At 70.9% G+C, this 17,993-nt stretch carries 14 protein-coding genes; 6 read left to right on the top strand and 8 right to left on the bottom strand.

Annotated features, from left to right (window positions below; translation table 11 throughout):
* Positions 1-120 precede the first annotated feature (120 nt).
* From ABZ719_RS22060 to ABZ719_RS22050, 3 genes are all read left to right on the top strand, one after another.
* The gene (locus tag ABZ719_RS22060) at positions 121-1,023 is read left to right on the top strand and encodes a phosphorothioated DNA-binding restriction endonuclease (protein ID WP_366726875.1); all 903 of its coding nucleotides are present in this window, start codon (positions 121-123) and stop codon (positions 1,021-1,023) included.
* A gap of 149 nt (positions 1,024-1,172) precedes the next feature.
* Positions 1,173-1,889, top strand: coding sequence for a GNAT family N-acetyltransferase (locus ABZ719_RS22055; protein ID WP_366726874.1), 717 nt, complete (start codon positions 1,173-1,175; stop codon positions 1,887-1,889).
* Between the two features lie 177 nt (positions 1,890-2,066).
* Positions 2,067-2,855: an OBAP family protein gene (locus tag ABZ719_RS22050; protein ID WP_366726873.1), complete on the top strand. Its 789-nt coding sequence runs from the start codon at positions 2,067-2,069 to the stop codon at positions 2,853-2,855.
* Positions 2,856-3,007: 152 nt separating this feature from the next.
* Here ABZ719_RS22050 and ABZ719_RS22045 read toward each other — a convergent pair whose 3' ends face one another.
* From ABZ719_RS22045 to ABZ719_RS22030, 4 genes are read right to left on the bottom strand one after another with little or no spacing between them, the layout of a single operon-like run.
* A complete protein-coding gene (locus ABZ719_RS22045; protein ID WP_366726872.1) occupies positions 3,008-5,050 on the bottom strand; it encodes a beta-galactosidase in 2,043 nt (680 codons plus the stop codon).
* A gap of 60 nt (positions 5,051-5,110) precedes the next feature.
* The gene (locus tag ABZ719_RS22040) at positions 5,111-6,451 is read right to left on the bottom strand and encodes an extracellular solute-binding protein (RefSeq protein WP_366726871.1); all 1,341 of its coding nucleotides are present in this window, start codon (positions 6,449-6,451) and stop codon (positions 5,111-5,113) included.
* A gap of 49 nt (positions 6,452-6,500) precedes the next feature.
* Positions 6,501-7,451 (bottom strand): carbohydrate ABC transporter permease, encoded by a 951-nt coding sequence (locus tag ABZ719_RS22035; protein WP_366726870.1) that lies wholly within the window; start codon positions 7,449-7,451, stop codon positions 6,501-6,503.
* 7 nt (positions 7,452-7,458) lie between these two features.
* Positions 7,459-8,394, bottom strand: a complete 936-nt coding sequence (locus ABZ719_RS22030; protein ID WP_366726869.1) for a sugar ABC transporter permease — start codon at positions 8,392-8,394, stop codon at positions 7,459-7,461.
* Between the two features lie 369 nt (positions 8,395-8,763).
* Here ABZ719_RS22030 and ABZ719_RS22025 point away from each other — a divergent pair, with 369 nt between their 5' ends.
* Complete coding sequence (locus ABZ719_RS22025) at positions 8,764-9,825, top strand: LacI family DNA-binding transcriptional regulator (RefSeq protein ID WP_366726933.1); 1,062 nt, start codon at positions 8,764-8,766, stop codon at positions 9,823-9,825.
* A gap of 252 nt (positions 9,826-10,077) precedes the next feature.
* On the opposite strand, the gene ABZ719_RS22020 is transcribed toward ABZ719_RS22025, so the two are convergent.
* Positions 10,078-10,539, bottom strand: coding sequence for a MarR family transcriptional regulator (locus ABZ719_RS22020; protein WP_366726868.1), 462 nt, complete (start codon positions 10,537-10,539; stop codon positions 10,078-10,080).
* A gap of 138 nt (positions 10,540-10,677) precedes the next feature.
* Here ABZ719_RS22020 and ABZ719_RS22015 point away from each other — a divergent pair, with 138 nt between their 5' ends.
* Entirely contained in the window at positions 10,678-11,379 is a 702-nt protein-coding gene (locus ABZ719_RS22015) for an SDR family NAD(P)-dependent oxidoreductase (protein ID WP_366726867.1), read from the top strand.
* A 247-nt stretch (positions 11,380-11,626) separates the two neighbouring features.
* Here ABZ719_RS22015 and ABZ719_RS22010 read toward each other — a convergent pair whose 3' ends face one another.
* Positions 11,627-13,051 (bottom strand): non-reducing end alpha-L-arabinofuranosidase family hydrolase, encoded by a 1,425-nt coding sequence (locus ABZ719_RS22010; protein WP_366726866.1) that lies wholly within the window; start codon positions 13,049-13,051, stop codon positions 11,627-11,629.
* An 806-nt stretch (positions 13,052-13,857) separates the two neighbouring features.
* On the opposite strand from ABZ719_RS22010, the gene ABZ719_RS22005 reads away from it, so the two are divergent.
* Complete coding sequence (locus tag ABZ719_RS22005) at positions 13,858-15,291, top strand: endo-1,4-beta-xylanase (RefSeq protein ID WP_366726865.1); 1,434 nt, start codon at positions 13,858-13,860, stop codon at positions 15,289-15,291.
* 136 nt (positions 15,292-15,427) lie between these two features.
* On the opposite strand, the gene ABZ719_RS22000 is transcribed toward ABZ719_RS22005, so the two are convergent.
* Positions 15,428-16,549 carry a Gfo/Idh/MocA family oxidoreductase gene (locus ABZ719_RS22000; RefSeq protein ID WP_366726864.1) on the bottom strand — a complete coding sequence of 374 codons (1,122 nt, stop codon included), beginning with the start codon at positions 16,547-16,549 and terminating at the stop codon, positions 15,428-15,430.
* 311 nt (positions 16,550-16,860) lie between these two features.
* On the bottom strand, positions 16,861-17,892 hold the full coding sequence (locus tag ABZ719_RS21995) for an aldo/keto reductase (protein WP_366726863.1): 1,032 nt from the start codon (positions 17,890-17,892) through the stop codon (positions 16,861-16,863).
* Between the last annotated feature and the right edge of the window lie 101 nt (positions 17,893-17,993).

Raw genomic sequence — 17,993 nt, 5'->3', positions numbered from 1 at the left:
ACCGGCAAAGGAACCGGGCCCGTTCGCCTCCGCCGGGACCCGGGCCCGCGAGGCCGCGCACCACCGGTGCGGGACCACCTCGGCGAGGCGTCGGGGCGGGCGTCACTAGGATCAGCGCCCATGGACTGGCTGGAGCGCGCCGCGAAGCTGAAGCAGTGGAGCCGGGACGGGATCCGGGCGCCGCACAAACCGCTGCTGCTGCTGTACGCGCTGGGCCGCTTCCAGGCGGACGCCGAGGACGCGTTGCCGTACAGCGCGGTGGAAGGTGACCTGAAGCGGCTGCTGGCCGAGTACGGCCCCGCGCGCCCGACCACGCCCGCCTACCCCTTCCACCACCTCGTCAACGACGGCGTGTGGGAGGTACGGACCGACCGCGGGCCCGGCAGCCCCGGAACCGGAATACGGGAGCTGCGGGCGTCCGGCGCCACCGGGCGGCTGGCCCCGGACCTGCGGAGGGCGCTCCGTCGCGACCCGTCGCTGCTGGGCCGTATGGCAAGGACGCTGCTGGAGCGGCACTTCCCTCCGTCGCTGCACCAGGACCTGTGCGACGCGGTGGGCCTGGACCCGGAACCGGAAGCGGAACCGGCGGCCGGGGCGGCCGCGCCCGGAGGGCGGCGACGGGACCGGCGCATGCGGGAGCTGGTGCTGACCGCCTACGAGTACCAGTGCGCCTTCTGCGGCTACGACGGCATGATCGACCACGCTCCCGTCGGCCTGGAGGCGGCCCACGTGCGCTGGTGGGCGTTCGGCGGCCCGGACTCCGTCGACAACGCCCTGTGCCTGTGCTCGCTGCACCACAAGCTGTTCGACAAGGGTGTCCTCGGCATGGGCGACGGCCACCGCGTCCTGGTCTCCCGGCACTTCGTGGGCCGCAGCGCGGCAGCCCGCGCCCACGTCACGGCCCTTGCGGGCCGCCCGCTGACCGGCCCGCAACCCGGAATCCGGCCCGTCGCGGACCTCCACCGCTCCTGGCACACCGCCCAGGTCTTCCGCGGCGCGCCGCGCACGGCCGCCGCCGGCTGAGGCGGCCCCACCCTGCCGGGTGGCACCCCCGGGCGGGCCGGTCCGGTGAGCACCGTCCTCGATCCCGAGACCGCCGTGTTCCGCGCGGGCCTGCTGCCGGCCCCGACCGCGCGGCCACCGCACCCACCCACCTGGAAAGGAACGCCCCAGTGATCAATGACGACGACCCGGCGCTCGACGACCCGGTAGGCCGCTCGCTCGGCGGCCGGCACGCGCACCTCGCCCGCGGGATCGGCCGGGCCCTCGCCTACGACCCCGAAGTGGCGACCTTCTGCTCCGTGTCCGCCCGTCCGGGCCCGGAGGACTGGGCCGGCCTGGCCCGGTTGCTCGGTCCCGGCGCCTTCGCCGACATGTTCAGCTGCCCGGCCGACCCGCCGCCGGACTGGGAGCCGGTCTTCAGCCTCGCCGGCCGTCAGCTGATCTGGCCCGGCGGCGCCCGCCCGGACCTGCCCGGGTCCGGGTCCGGGTCCGGGTCCGGCACGGGCGTGGTCGAACTGGGCGCGGAGAGCGTGCCCGAGATGCTCGATCTCGTCGCGCGCACCGCGCCCGGCCCCTTCCGGCCGCGCACCCGCGAACTCGGCACCTACCTCGGTGTCCGGACCGGCGGCGCCCTGGTGGCGATGGCCGGGGAGCGGCTGCGGCCCCCGGGGTGGACCGAGATCAGCGCGGTGTGCACCGCACCCGAAGCACGGGGCCGGGGCCACGCGGCCCGCCTGGTCGGTGCGCTCGCCGCCCGCATCGTGGCACGCGGCGAACGTCCCTTCCTCCATGTCGCCGAGACGAACACCACCGCGATCGCCCTGTACGAGCGCCTCGGCTTCAAGACCCGGGCACAGGTCACCTTCCGGGGGTTCCGCACCCCCTGACGCAGCCTGCCCCGGTGCTCCGCCCGGACGGTCCGCCTCCGGTCCGCGCCCCCTGGACCGGACCGCGTCGCCGGTCCCGGTGCCGGCGTGATCCCTGCCGCCGGGGCCACGGCGCGGGCGTGGACGGCGGTGCCGGGCGGTCCGTTACGGCCGCCGGGCACAGGGCACTCGCGGACCATGGCATTCACACAGCGCACACACCGCTCGCGCGGGTCCGGCCGGGGCCCGGCCGCGTCCATCGGGATCGGTGTCGCGGCAGGGCTGACGGCCGCGGCCGGTCTCCTGCTCGGCCGCAAGGCGGCCACGATCAGCAAGGTCGGCAAGGGGCACCCGCTCAAGCACCGCGCGCTCGACCTGGCGGCCGGTGCGATGCAGCCGAAGTACCCGCTCGACGCGATGAGCACGTATCTCAACGGTTTCCACATGTACGCCGACGACATGGGCCGGCAGGTGGAGGCCACGCACTTCTGCATCCACCTCCAGCACGACCTGCACCAGTGCGTGATCTTCGACCGCAACGCGCCCGGCGCCCGTCTGATCGGCATCGAGTACATCATCAGCGAGGAGCGCTTCCGCGGCCTGCCCGAGGACGAGAAGCGGCTGTGGCACAGCCACCACTACGAGGTCAAGTCCGGCACGCTCACCGCCCCCGGCATCCCCGACCTGGCCGAACACGCCTATTTCGAGGACCTGGTGACCACCTACGGGAAGACGTTCCACACGTGGCAGTACGACCGCGACGACTTCCCCTACGGCATCCCGCAGCTGATGATGGGCTTCACCGGGGACGGGCAGGCCTCGGACGAGATGATCCGGGCCCGGGACGACAGGCTCGGCGTCTCGACGTCCCGCAAGCGGCAGAACCGGGCGGACATCCCCGTGCCGGACGTGGCGCCGGGCGCCAACGCGTGGGAGAGCGGCCGGACGGTGCAGACACGTGTCGAGGAGATGGACTTCAAGCGCTGACCGCCCCGACGACGGGCCCGGCCGGCCGGTGACGAAGGCCGGCCGCCCCCGTCAGGCGGTCGCCGCCGGGGTGCCGGCCGCGGTGGCCAGGGCGCGGTCGGGGCGGTCAAGGCGGTCACCGCGGCCGCTCCCCCGTGCGGCGACCGCCGCTCTCAGGCCAGAGGCTGCCGCAGCACGGCGACGCCCCGCGGCCCGAGGGTGAGGACGCCGTCGGCGTCCGCGGCGCCGACCAGGACGTCCCCGGTCAGACCGCGTACCGGCACCGGCTGCTCGCCGCGGTTGACCAGGAACAGATAGCGGTTGGCGGCGTCGCGGCGCACCGTCGTCTCGACCCTTCCGCGGGCTTCCTCGGGCAGTTCGGCGGCCACGCCGGCCGGCGCCAGCAGCCGCGGCAGGAGCGAGGTGACCCCTTCGACGCCCAGCCGGGTGGAGACGTAGGCGGCCGAACCGCTCCCCACCGGGCGCCGGGTGACGGCGGGGCGGCCCGCGTGCACGCCGGTGCGGTAGCGCGCCAGGATCTCGGTCCCGGGCTCGGTGACGGCGACACGGTCGGTCCACAGGCTGCCGGTCGTCGCGTCGTCCAGTTCGACGCTCTCCCCCGCGAGCAGCGGCCCGAACTCCTCGACGCGGATGCCGAGCAGGTCGCGCAGGGCGCCCGGGTAGCCGCCGAGCCACACGTGGTCGTTCTCGTCGACGATCCCGGAGAAGTAGGTGGTGACGAGGTGGCCGCCCTGTTCGACGAACGCGGTGAGCGTCTTGGCCAGGTCGGCGGGGACGACGTGCAGGACGGGCGCGATCAGCACCTGGTGGCGGTGCAGGTCGCCGCGGGTGGTGACGAGGTCGGCGCGGATGCCGAGGGCGAGGAGCGCCGAGTACCAGTCGAGGGCCTCCTGGCGGTAGTCGAGCAAGGTGGTGGGGTGGGAGTCCTGCTCGCTGGCCCACCACGAGTCCCAGTCGTAGAGGATGCCGACCGGGGCGGGTTCGCGTTCGCTGCCCGCCACGGGTGACAACGCCTTCAGGGTCGCGCCGAGTCCGGCCACCGTGCGGAACAATTCGCTGTCCGGCCCGGCGTGCGGAACCATCGCGGAGTGGTACTTCTCCGCGCCGGCCGCGGACTGGCGCCACTGGAAGAAGCAGACCGCGTCGGCGCCGTGCGCGACATGCAGCACCGCGTCCCGGACGAGGTCGCCGGGCCGCTTGGCGAGGTTGACGGGCTGCCAGTTCACGGCGCTGGTGGAGTGCTCCATCAGGAACCAGGGCTGTCCGCCGGCGATGCCGCTGGTGAGATTGGCGGAGAAGGACAGCTCGTCGCGGTCCTGCGGGCCCGGCCGGACGTAGTGGTCGTTGGAGACGAAGTCGATCTCCTCGGCCCAGTCCGGGTAGTTCATGCCCTTGGTGCCGCCCATCACCATGAAGTTGGTGGTGACCGGGACGCCGGGGGTGATCTCCCGGAGGATCTCGCGTTCGGCGCGCAGGTGGTCCTTCAGCGCGTCCGAGGAGAAGCGCTTGAAGTCCAGCTGCTGGGTCGGGTTGGGGTGGGAGGCGGCCAGGCGGGGCGGCAGGATCTGCTCCCAGTCGCTGTAGCGCTGGGACCAGAAGGCCGTTCCCCAGGCGTCGTTGAGCACCTCCAGCGTGGTGTACCGGTCGCGCAGCCAGTCACGGAAGGCGCGGGCGGCGTCGTCGGAGTAGTCGTGGACGTTGTGGCAGCCCAGCTCGTTGTTGACGTGCCAGGCGACCAGCGCCGGGTGACCGGCGTAGCGGGTGGCCATCTGCCGTACCAGGCGCAGGGCGTGCTCGCGGAAGACCGGCGAGGTGGGGCGCCAGTGCTGGCGGGCTCCCGGCCACAGCGTCTCGCCGCGGGCGGTGACCGGCAGGATCTCCGGGTGGGCGGCGGTCAGCCACGGCGGCGGGGACGCGGTGGCCGTGGCCAGGTCGACGCCGATGCCGCCCGCGTGCAGGAGGTCCATGACGTCGTCGAGCCAGGTGAAGTCCCAGACGTCCTCGGCCGGCTGGATGCGGGCCCAGGAGAAGATGGCCAGCGAGACGAGGTTCACGCCGGCCTCGCGCATCAGCCGGACGTCCTCCTCCCACACGGAGCGGGGCCACTGCTCGGGGTTGTAGTCGGCGCCGTAGACCAGCCGGGGGGCGGGGGCACCGTCCGCCCCGCCGCGGCGGGACAGGAGGGTGGAGATCATGGTGGTCCTTCCGGGGTGGGACACCGGGGCGGCGCAAAGTGGCCGCGCCGCCCCGGTGCGCTACTTCTCGACGGTGAAGCCCTGCTCCTCGCCGTACTTGACGGAGGCGTCCTGCCAGGCCTTGAGGGCGTCGGCCAGCTTGGTGTGCGAGACGTAGGCCTTGCCGGCGGTGTCGTTGAAGACCGAGTTGGCGTACACCTGGTAGGGCAGGTAGGACCAGGTGCCGGAGACGTGCGCGGCCGAGTCGGCGAAGATCTTGTTGGCCTGCTGCCCGCCGAAGTACGGGAACCGCACGTCCTGGAACGTCTTGGACGACAGCTGCGCGGTCGTCGCCGGGAAGGCGCCGCCCTTGACGCGGGTGTCCACCCCCTTGCCTGAGTCGGCGTACCTGACGAAGGCGTAGGCCAGGGCCTCGTTCTTGCCGAGTTCGGGCAGGGTGAGGGCGCTGCCCCCGTTCTCGGAGCTGTCGTGGGCTCCTGCCCGCCACTGCGGAAGCGGTGCGACGCGCCAGTCGCCGGCGGCGTCCTTCACCCCGGAGGCGAGGTTGGCCGGCATCCAGGCGCCGATGGCCAGCGTGGCGATGGTGCCGTCACCGAGGCCCTTGTACCAGTCGTCGGACCAGCTGGTCACGGGGGCGACCAGCTTCTCGTCGAGCAGTTTCTGCCAGGTGGCGGTGTACTTCTTCGCGCCCGGGTCGGAGAAGTCGATTTTCACCTTGGTGCCGTCGACCTTGTAGGGGCGCGAACCGGCCTGCCACAGCATGCTGGTCGTGAACCCGGCGTCGCCGGCGTCGTTGGTGATGTACGCCTTGGGGTCCGCCTTGTGCAGGGCGCGGGCCGCGTCCACGTACTCGTCCCAGGTCGTGGGCACCGTGAGGTGGTACTTGTCGAAGACCTTCTTGTTGTAGAACAGGGCCATGGGGCCCGAGTCCATCGGCAGCCCGTAGATCCCGTCGCCGGCCTTGACGCCGTTCCACGGGCCCGGTGAGTACTGGGCGGCCAGCTTGCGGGCACCGAAGCCCGTGAGGTCGGTGAGCTGCTTGGTCAGCGTGTACTGGCCCATGGCGTAGTACTCGACCTGGGCGACGTCGGGTACGCCCTTCTTGGCGGAGATGGCGTTCTGCAGCGCCTTGTACTGGTCGTTGCCGGTGCCCGCGTTGACGAGGTTCACCTTGACCCCGGGGTGCTCCTTCTCGAAGTCGGCGGCCACCTGCTTGAGCGTGGGTTCCCAGGCCCAGACGGTGATGGTGCCGCCCTTCTTCAGCGCGGCGCCGATGTCCGCCTCGGAGACGGTCTTCGCGTCCGGCTCCGAGGAGTCCGATCCGCCGCACGCGGTGGCCCCCAGGGCGAGGGCGCAGACGAGGCCGATGCCGCGCAGCAGGCGGCGGGAGTGCTTGTGCATGGGTGTGCGCTTCCACTTCTTGGTGGGCGGGGACGGAAGAGGGGCGGTGCTATTCCTTGACGCTGCCCGCGGCGAGTCCGGACTGCCAGTGCTTCTGGAGCAGCAGGAACGCGGCGATCAGCGGTACGACGGTGAGAAGGGATCCGGTGATCACCAGATGGAACACGGGCTGGCCGCCGGCGGTCGCGGCCTGGGCGTTCCAGCTGTACAGGCCCAGGGTGAGCGGATACCAGTCCGGGTTCTTGATCATGATCAGCGGCAGGAAGTAGTTGTTCCAGGTCGCGACCATGGTGAAGAGGGAGACGGTCACGATGCCCGGCGCGAGCAGGGGCAGGGCGACCTGGAAGAAGGTGCGCATCTCGCCCGCCCCGTCCATGCGGGCGGCCTCCAGCAGTTCGGCCGGGATCGCCTCCGAGGCGAACACCCACATGAGGTACAGGCCGAACGGGGAGATCAGCGAGGGGAGGATCACCGCCCACGGAGTGTCGGTGAGGCCGATGTTGCTGAACATCAGGAAGGTCGGCACCGCCAGCGCGGTTCCCGGGACGGCGACGGCGCCGATCACGACGGCGAACACGGCGCGCCGGCCGGGGAAGTCGAACTTGGCCAGCGCGTAACCGCCCAGCGTGGCCAGGAAGGTGGCGCCGCCGGCACCCACCACGACGTAGAGCACGGTGTTCAGCAGCCAGCGGGTGAAGATCCCGTCGTGGTAGGTGAACGTCTGCGTGATGTTGTCCCACAGGGCGAAGTCGCTGTCGAACCACAGGCCGAAGGAACGGGCCAGTCCCTTCTGGGTCTTGGTGGCGCTGATGAGCAGCCAGACGAGGGGCAGCAGACTGTAGAGCAGCACCAGGCCGGTGAGCAGGGTCAGCGGGACGCTGCGCCGGGGCCGGGCGGGAGAGGCGCCGCGCCGGGGTGCGCGCAGCCGGGGCGCGGTGCGGGACGGGGCCGGCGCCAAGGGCGCGGGCCGGGCGGCGGCGTCGGGGACGGTACCGGTCATCGCTGCCTCACGCTCCCTTGCGCATACCGCGCAGCTGGACGGCATAGGCGATGACCATGGTGATCAGTCCCATGACGATGGCGACCGTCGCGGAGTAGTTGTGCTGCTGGCCGGAGAAGGACAGCGAGTACGTGTAGAAGTTGGGCGTGTAGTCCGTGGTGATGGCGTTGGGGGCCAGCTTCTGCAGGACGCTGGGCTCGTTGAACAGCTGGAAGCTGCCGATGACGGAGAAGATCGTCGCGATCACCAGGGCCCCGCGGATCGCCGGCAGTTTGATCGCGGTGATGACCCGGAACTGCCCGGCGCCGTCGATCTGCGCCGCCTCGTACAGGGAGTGCGGGATCACGCGCAGCGCCGAGTAGAAGATCAGCATGTTGTAGCCGACGAACTCCCAGGTGACGATGTTGCCTATGGAGGCAAGGACCAGGTCCGGGGAGAGCGGGTCGGGCAGTGACAGGCCGAACGCCTGGTCGAGGTCACCGAGGAGACCGAAGCGGGTGCCGTACATGAAGCCCCACATCAGGGTGGCGACGACGGCGGGCACCGCGTAGGGCAGGAAGACGGAGATGCGGAAGAAGTCCGCGCCGTAGAGGCGTCCGCTGTCCAGGGCGAGGGCGACCAGCAGGGCGATGCCCAGCATGATCGGCACCTGGACGCACAGGAAGAGCGAGACCCGGCCGAACGCGGCCCAGAAGTCCGCGTCCCCCAGCGCCTGCCGGTAGTTGTCCAGGCCCACGAAGGTGGTCCCGCCGATGAGCCGGTCACGGAAGAGGCTCAGGTGGACCGAGTACGCGATCGGCGCCAGGAAGACCAGGGCGAACACGGCCACGAACGGGCCGATGAAACCCCACCCCGTCCAGGAGCGGCGTTCCCGTCCCGTGGCGGGTGGCGCCTGTGGCGCCGGCCGTGGCTCGGGGGCCACCTGCGGCTGCAGCGTCGTCATGTCGTTCCTCGCTCGTGCGGGTGGTGACTCGGTGACGCCGCCAGGGCCTGGGCCGGGGCCGCGCCGTCCCGGAGGTTCACGCGGACCTCGCGTGGACACCGCTCACTCCGGAGAGGCCGGGGAGCTGGCGATGTTTACGTAAACATCGGGTGGCGGAATGTCTACACTGCCTCGATGAGGGCGGTCAAGAGCCCGCGCGGGGACGGCGGCCAGGGCAGCGAAGAGGGCGGGGAACGGCGAGTGGACGTGCCTGAGACGGCGGCGGAGGGCGGGCCGGGCGGCACCCCGGACGTGCGGAGCGGCGCGCCCGGCGAGGCCCCGAAGCGCACACGCGGCCGGCCCCCGGGAAGCGGCCGCGGCACGGCCTCCATGGCCGACGTGGCCCGCCTGGCGGGAGTCTCGTCACAGACCGTCTCCCGGGTCTCCAACGGTTACCCCGGCGTCAACGAGAAGACACGCCGGCAGGTGACGGCCGCCATGGAAGAACTCGGCTACCGGCCCAACAGCGCGGCCCGCGCCCTCAAACGCGGCGAGTTCCGCACCATCGGCGTCATCACCTTCTCCCTCGCCACCACCGGCAACGTACGCACCCTGGAGGCCATCGCCACCTCCGCGGCGCAGGAGGGCTACGCGGTGACCCTGCTGCCGGTCGCCCTGCCCACCCAGGACGAGGTGCAGGGGGCGTTCTCCCGGTTGCAGGAACTGGCCGTCGACGCGGTGATCGTCATCATGGAGGTCCACCTGCTGGACGCCGCGACCGTCACGCTGCCGCCGCACGTCCAGGTCGTGGTCGTCGACTCCGACGCCGGGGACCGCTACACGGTCGTCGACACCGACCAGGCGGGCGGCAGCCGCGCCGCCGTGCGGCACCTGCTCGGTCTCGGCCACGACACCGTGTGGCACCTGGGTGGCCCGGAGGGCTCCTTCGCCGCGCAGCGCCGTGCCGACGCCTGGCGCGTCGCCCTGGAGGAGGCCGGCCGCACACCGCCGCCGCTGGTCCGCGGCGACTGGTCCGCCGAGTCCGGCTACCGCGCCGGCCTCGAACTGGCCGCGCGCGAGGACTGCACGGCGGTCTTCGCCGCCAACGACCAGATGGCCCTCGGCCTGCTGCGCGCCCTCCACGAACGCGGACGGCGCGTTCCCGAGGAGGTCAGCGTGATCGGTTTCGACGACATCCCCGAGTCGGCGTCCTTCCTGCCCCCGCTCAGCACCGTCCACCAGGACTTCGGCGAGGTCGGACGGCTGTGCGTCCAGGCCGTGCTGCACAAGATGCGCCACGCCGGCGCCGGACCCGGGACGACCCTCGTGCCGACCCGCCTGGTGACGCGCGCGAGCACGGCACCGCCACCGGGTGCGGACGGGAGAACGGCTGTGGGGAACACCGGTACAGCGGCTGCCGGCGAGACCGGTCATGGGGGGCCGGCACAGTGATGCACTTCGCCGCCGGGGTTCGGTGAGATGCCGCCGGGCCTGCGGGGGGCCTGCCTGCGGTACGGCGGACCGCGGACAGCGGCCGGACGGTGACCGCGCCGGACGGCCCTCACGCCAGGCGCAGCACGAGCACACCGGGAAGATCCGGACGCCTGCGGCCCCCACGCGGACCAGGACGCCGAAGGAGGGCGCGCGGCAATGCCGTGAACCCCGGTGAGACGGATCCTGCCGCGGCTTCCCCGACCGCTCCGGCTACCGGGCTGCCGCGTCGCGGGTGCCGCTGACGGACTGTGCGACGAGCCGGGTCTCGATGTGCCGGAGGGTCGAGATCACGGTGTCGATCTCGTGGAAATCGGTGACGGTACCCTCGAGCAGGCCGGACCACGCCTCCCGCAGCCGCCGCAGGTTCTCCTCCGCCTTCTCGGTGGGGTAGAGACGCACCCGGCGGGCGTCGTGCCGGTCGGCCTCGCGCCGCACCAGGCCCTTCTTCTCCAGCCCGCGCACCGCCCTGCTGAAGTTGCTGGAGATCAGCTGAGTGGCCTCGGCCGCCGCGCCGGCCGTCGTGCCCGGATGGCGGTCGATGTAACGCATCACCGCTCCTTCCAGGGGTGTCCCGGACTCGGCCGCGGCCTCCTTGGACGCCTCGATGTGCCGACCCACCGCCAGGATCAGGTCGGCCAGTTCGAAAAGCCGCGAGGTCTCGTTCTCTTCCACCGCTCCACCCTAACTCTCCTGTCGAAAGACAGCTGTCATTTGACAAGCAAAACTATGCCTCGTAGCGTGCGTACCGTCCGGATCACATGGCTTCGGGACCGAAGCCCGGGGGCCGACCCCGTGAAGCAGGGAACAGTGATGACAGCGACTGACGGCAGGACCGCATTGATCGTCGGCGCGTCCCGGGGGCTGGGTTACGCGCTGACCGCCGAGCTGCTGAGCCGGGGCTGGCAGGTCACCGCGACGGAACGGCGACGCTCCGGGCTGCACGCCCTGGCCGAGTCGGCGAGAGGCCGCCTCACGGTGGAGAACGTCGACATCACGGTGCCCGGGCAGGTCGCGGCGTTGCGCGAGCGTCTGGCCGGTACGGTGCTCGACCTGCTGTTCGTCAACGCCGGGACGAACTACACCACCGACCCCTCGGCGACCTTCGCCGATGTGTCCACCGACGACTTCACCCGCGTCATGGTGACCAACGCGCTGAGCCCCATGCGCACCGTCGAGACGCTGCACGACCTGGTCCCGGCGACCGGAACGATCGGGGTGATGTCCTCGGGGCAGGGCAGCATCGCCGACAACACGAAGGGCGGCTTCGAGGTCTACCGGGCGAGCAAGTCCGCGCTGAACCAGTTGATGCGCAGCTTCGCCGCACGGCACGCCGACGACCCGCGCACGCTCCTGCTGCTGGCCCCGGGCTGGGTGAAGACCGACCTCGGCGGTCCCGGCGCCCGCCTGACCATCGACGAAAGCATCCCGGGCGTCGTCGACACGATCGAGGCCCAGGCAGGCAGGGGCGGCCTGCACTACCTGGACCGGGAGGGGCAGACCGTGCGGTGGTGACCCGGCCTGGACCGGCGGGGCGGACCGTGCGGTGGCAGCACGACGGCCTGCACCGGCGCCGGCGGACCGTGCGGTGGCAGCACGTGCCGATGACCCGGTCCGCGTCGAGCGAGGGGAACCCGGCCGCCGCACGGCCGGGTTCCTCCGGACGGTGAGCGCCGGTCAGCAGGTGGCACTCCCCCGCCGTGAACCGCTCACCCACACGCTCGCGGACCGCACCGCGTCGCGGTCACCGTGGACCGGACGGTCAGCGCTTCAGGGTGAGGAGGCCCGGCCGCCACGGCAGCTGGTCGTAGGGGCCGCTCGCGCCAGGGGACTTGCCCTGGTAGAGGAACTGCAGGTTGCAGGGGTCGACGGTCATGGTCTGATCGGGGTTGTCGCGGACCAGGTCACCGTGGCTGATGTCGTTGGTCCAGGTGGCACCGCTGTTGGCCTTGCCCGCGAAGGGGCTGCTCTCGCTCGCGGCCTGCGGGGTCCACGACCCGCTCAGGCTGGAGGCCGTGAACGAGCGGAAGTAGCGCCCGTTCGCGCCCATCGCCTCCACGATCATCAGGTACTGGTTCTGGCCCTTGACCTTGTAGACCTGCACCGCCTCGAACAGGTTGCTCGTCGAGTCGCTCATGACCGTCGTGTACGAGGAGCCGAAGCTGCCCGGGAAGTTCCCGATCGGCATGCTCGCCCGGTAGATCTTGCCGTTGTCACCTGCGAAGAAGAGGTACATGTTCTGGCCGTCAGCGATCAGGGTCTGGTCGATCGGGCCGGTGCCGGAGCCGGAGATGGAACCGGTGAACAGCGGCTGCGGCGAGGACCAGCCGTTGGGGTCGGCGGGGTTGCTCGACGTGCGGTAGACGAAGGGCGACGCGCCCCACTGGTACGCCAGCACCCAGATGTTCTTGGGCGCGAAGTAGAACAGCGTGGGCGCCACCGCGGCCTGGCTCATCCCGGTCTGGCCGGCCGACGCCATGTCCGACCAGTTCGTGAAGGGGCTGAACATCATCGAGCCGTAGGAGGATCCCGACACGTTCGACGCGTAGACCAGGTGTTTGCCGTTGTACGTCACGGTGGTGAAGTCCTTCACCGCGGCCCACCCGTTCGCCGGCTGCGCCAGCACACCCGTCGAGGTCCACCGGTACGTCGACGGAAGGGAACACGTGTCCGGCGGCGGCGTCGTTCCGGACAGGCCGGTCCACTTCTGGTTGCTGCCGCCGTTGCAGGTCCAGATCTCCACCGCCGTGCCGTTGGCCGTGCCGGCGCCCGTGGCCTCCAGGCACAGCCCGGACTCCACGGCGACGACCGTGCCGTCGGAGTTCACCCGCCACTGCTGGTTCGCACCGCCCGAGCAGGACCAGATCTGCACGCGGGTACCGGCCGTCGTGGCGTGACCGGGGACGTCCAGGCACTTGTCGCCGTAGACGGTCAGCTGATGGTCGTCCGTCAGCGTCCACTGCTGGTTGGTCCCGTTCCAGCAGTCGTAGATCTGCAGGTACGTGCCGTTGTCCTGGCCGGCGCCCACGACATCGAGACACCGGTTCGAACCGACACCGCGCAGGGCACCACTGGTGGCCGCCTGAGCCGGAGTGGCGACGAGCATCGCCGCCAGCGCGGCCAGGACCGCCACCACGGCGGCGAGCAGCGCGGACGTGTGCCCGCGGCTGAAACTTCCTCTATGCATGGGGACTTCCTCAACCTCGACTGTGCACTTGGCGGGTTCATGACAGACACGCCACAGCACGACTCCTCGCGGCCCTGTGTTCGGGCGGTGCGACCCGGAGTTGTCCTGCTGCGCGATGAAGCGACTCGCGTATTCGAGATATCGAACAAAGGTCGGGGGGTCGAGCAACCTGAATGATAGGGAACCAGCGAACGGCGTCAACACCTCTCACACATGTCGACGCCTGCGCCGAAACATTTCGAGCACATCCGCGGGAATGGGCTGGGCGTCAGGCGATAAAGGGCCGAGTCGCACCGCACTTTTCGGCCTCACTGCGTCCGCAGGCGGCGGCGTCGGAGCCTACCGGCGGGCACGCCCGGGGTTTTCGAAAGTTTCGGACATGAAACAGAAACTTTTTATGGCGAGGCGGTTGACGATGCGCCGTCAACGCCTCAATCATTCCTGTCTGAGAAACCGGCGCCGGCTCGGCACTTCGGACCGCGCGGGGCCTTCGGGGCGATCCGTGCCGGGCGACAGGTCCCCGCACAACCGCACAACAGATCCGTGCCCGTGCCTGTCCCGGAAATCGTCCCGGCCAAGGACCGCGTGTCCGGTGAATCCGTGCTGCCCGTGCTCCCGACCCGACCCGACCCGTCAGTCAGTCACTCACTCACTCACTCACTCACTCACTCACTCACTGAAACGATCAGTCAGTCAGTCAGTCCGTCAGTCCGGTCCGTCCGTGACGCCTGTCGTACGGAGCGGACGACGCAAACCCCTGCGCTTCCGTCCTTCCGTGATCTGATCTCTGCCTTGGAGGAACAGTCATGGGCTCGTATGCCCTTCCCAGACCCGGCGTCCGCCGGAAGATCCGCGGTCTGCTGTGGGCGCTGGTCGCCGGCGTCCTCGGTGTGGTCGCCGCCCTGGCCGCGCCGCCGACCGCACATGCCGCCGAGAGCACACTCGGCGCCGCGGCGGCACAGAGCGGCCGCTACTTCGGCACCGCCATCGCCTCGGGCAAGCTGGGCGACTCGGCGTACACGGCGATCGCGGGCCGTGAGTTCAACATGGTGACGGCCGAGAACGAGATGAAGATCGACGCCACCGAACCCCAGCGGGGCCAGTTCAACTTCAGCGCCGGCGACCGCGTCTACAACTGGGCGGTGCAGAACGGCAAGAAGGTGCGCGGCCACACCCTGGCCTGGCACTCCCAGCAGCCCGGCTGGATGCAGAGCCTCAGCGGCAGCACCCTGCGCCAGGCGATGATCGACCACATCAACGGCGTGATGGGCCACTACAAGGGCAAGATCGCACAGTGGGACGTCGTGAACGAGGCGTTCGCCGACGGGAGTTCAGGAGCCCGGCGGGACTCCAACCTGCAACGCACCGGCAACGACTGGATCGAGGTCGCCTTCCGCACCGCGCGCGCCGCCGACCCGGCGGCCAAGCTCTGCTACAACGACTACAACATCGAGGACTGGACCTGGGCCAAGACCCAGGCCGTGTACTCCATGGTCCGGGACTTCAAGCAGCGCGGTGTGCCGATCGACTGCGTCGGCTTCCAGTCGCACTTCAACAGCGGCAGCCCCTACAACAGCAACTTCCGCACCACCCTGCAGAGTTTCGCCGCGCTCGGCGTCGACGTGGCCATCACCGAACTCGACATCCAGGGTGCCCCGGCCTCGACCTACGCCAACGTGACCAACGACTGCCTGGCCGTCTCGCGCTGCCTCGGCATCACCGTCTGGGGTGTGCGCGACACCGACTCCTGGCGATCGGGGGACACACCGCTGCTGTTCAACGGTGACGGCAGCAAGAAGGCCGCCTACACGGCCGTCCTCAACGCGCTCAACGGCGGCTCCTCCACGCCGCCCCCTTCGAGCGGCGGACAGATCAAGGGCGTGGGTTCGGGCCGCTGCCTGGACGTGCCCAACGCCGGCACCACCGACGGCACTCAGCTCCAGCTGTGGGACTGCTCCAACGGCACCAACCAGCAGTGGACGTACACCGACGCCGGCGAGCTGAGGGTCTACGGCAACAAGTGCCTGGACGCCGCCGGCACCGGCAACGGCTCCAAGGTCCAGATCTACAGCTGCTGGGGCGGCGACAACCAGAAGTGGCGCCTCAACTCCGACGGATCCGTCGTCGGCGTCCAGTCCGGCCTCTGCCTCGACGCCGTCGGAGCCGGAACGGCCAACGGCACCCTGATCCAGCTCTACTCCTGCTCGAACGGCAGCAACCAGCACTGGACCCGCACCTGACAACGCCTGCCACGGCGGAACAGTGAAGCGATGACGGCCTACGGTGCGGCTTCCCCCGCCCCTCGACGGCCACATCGCTGACGGTCCCGGGTCACCGTCGTGGGGGCGGCGGCCCGGGACCGGCCAGGAAAGACGGTCACGCTGCCGTGAGGGCGGATGCGATGCTGCGGTGCCGGGTGACGCCGTGTGCGAAATCCGGTACGCGTGACGTGCCTTCGCGCAGGTCGTCCAGGAACTGCCGGTAGGCGTGGGCCACGGCGTAGGCCGGCGCGTCGGCTCGGGGTTCCAGACGGGGGACGCGGACATACGATCCCGGCACCGTCAGGGGAGCGAGTGCGGTGGACGTTCCGCGACCGCCCTCCAGGGTGAGCGGGCTGAGCTGGGGGTGGCCGACCGGGGCGGTGAGGACGAGGTCGCCCTCGGTGCCGTTGATCTCCCAGCGGAAGTTGGTTCCCCGGGACATGCCTCCGCGGTAGTGGAAGGTGGCCACCGCTCCGCCCGGCAGCCGCCCCGAGGCCACCACCTGGTCCGCGGCGGTCATCGGCACGGGCTGTCCGCTCTCGGTGTCCACGGCCGACGTACGCCGCGACACCAGCTGGATCCGCAGTTCCCCGGGCTCACCCAGGACCGACGCGAGTCCGTCGAGAGCGTGGCTGAAGGGAATGGTCAGCAGCGTCGCCCCGTTCGCGGCGTCGAGCACATGGTGATCGCCGGGGCCGACCGTGGCACCCCACGCTCCGCCGGAGCCGACCACCGTCGTGGACAGCACCTCCCCGACGTAGCCGTCGGCCACGAGATGCCGTGCGTAGGCGAGGGCCGGATGCGACCGCGCCTGGAGTCCGACGGCGGTCGGCACGGCGTGAGCGCGCGCGAGCCGCGCCATGTCCTCGGCCTCCGCGAGCCCGTTGCCCAGCGGCCACTCGCACAGCACACCCTTGCCGGCGCTCAGCGCCGTCCGCACCAGTTCCCGGTGGTGCGGCACCTTCACCGCCACGACCACCAGGTCCACCTCGTCGCACGCCACCAGTTCCGCGGCCGTCCCGAAGGCGAGGGGCACGTCATGCTTCAGTCCGGAGCGCTCCGCCGACTGTTTCGAACTGGCGCTCAGGGCCCTCAGCTCATACCCCGGGACGGCGCGCAGGGCAGGCAGGTGTGAGCGCGCGGCCCAGCCACCGTGCGCCCCGAGCCCTATGATCCCTACTCCGATCGGCTTCTCGGACCGGGCCGACTCGGCAAGCGATGACTCAGACGGGTTCATGATCGGTCACCTGTTCCTTGGGTGAAGGGCACGGACGTCACTCGCGCTGGCCGCGGAGCGGCCATGGAGCGGATACGGAAATGACCCCTCCCACGCCCGGCTCATCCCAGGTGGGGGCGCGTGTCGGCAGGCGCCGGCGCAGGAGACGCACGCCCCCAGGGGCGGGGTCAGCGGGTGGTGCCGTGGACGGACGTGCGGGAGGCGGTGGAGCTGTGGGTGTCGCGGAACTTCCGGCTCGGCTCACCGAACACGCTGACGCGGAAGGTGCCGCCGGAAGGCACCAGGCGCGAAGCCTGCCTGACCGTCGGCCGTCAGTTCCGCGCGCGTTCCGATGGCTTCGGGCCGCGCTCGCTGTCCAGCAAAGCCATGAGGTCGGCGGCGTACCGGGTTCCGGCCACCGCGCCGGCCGGGACGGCCTCGTCGATCCTGCCGAGGTCGGCTTCCGTCAGGGTGACGCCGGCCGCCGCCAGCGCCTCCTCGACGCGCTGCGGCCGGCGGGCGCCCAGGACGGCCACGACGGTGCCGCGCTCGCGGCCCCGGGCGATGACCCAGGCGGTGGCGAGCTGCGCGACGCTGATGCCGTGGGCGTCGGCGAGCGGTCGCAGCCGGTCGACCAGGTCGAGGTTCGTGGCGAGGTTGTCGGGGTGGAAGCGGGGCAGCCAGTGGGTGCGCGGGTCGCCTCCGGTCGGCCGTCGGTAGGAACCGGTGAGCAGACCGTGTGCGAGGACCCCGTAAGCGGTGACACCGATCCCCAGCTCACGGCAGGTGTCCAGGATGCCGTTGTCCTCGGGGCCCCGGCTGAACAGGGAGTATTCGATCTGTACGTCGCAGACCGGGTGCACGGCGTGGGCACGGCGGATGGTCTCGGGCCCTGCCTCGGAGAGTCCGATGTGGCGTACGTACCCGGCCTGGACCAGTTCCGAGAGGGCGCCGATCGTCTCCTCGATCGGGGTGTCGGGGTCGAGCCGGGAGGGGCGGTAGATGTCGACGTGGTCGGTGCCGAGGCGGCGCAGCGAGTAGGCGAGGGCGTTCTTCACATGGGCGGGACGGCCCTCGATGCCGACGAAGGTTCCGTCGGGGCCGCGCAGGCCGCCGAACTTGACGCTCAGGAGCGCCTTTTCGCGATCGCCGTCGCGGAGTGCGCGGCGGATGAGGTCCTCGTTGTGGCCCATGCCGTAGAAGTCGGCGGTGTCGAGGAGGGTGACGCCGGCCGCGAGGGCCGCGTGGATGGTGGCGATGGAGTCGGCTTCGTCAGCGGGGGCGGTGTGGTCGGACATACCGGCGCAACCCAATGCGAGAGGGGTGACTTGCGGGCCGCCGGTTCCAAGGGTTCGGGTTCGCATGGATCCTTCCGCGGAAGTGGAAGTGATGAGCGCGGCCGTCAGGGGCCGATGCAGCGGCGGCCACCTGTTAGCGTTGACATCTCAACACTAGAAAGGGCGCG

Source organism: Streptomyces sp. NPDC006743 (assembly GCF_040703815.1).
Classification (GTDB): Bacteria; Actinomycetota; Actinomycetes; order Streptomycetales; family Streptomycetaceae; genus Streptomyces.
Note: the sequence above shows the minus strand (reverse complement) of the source record. Positions and strands in the feature narration are given on the sequence as shown.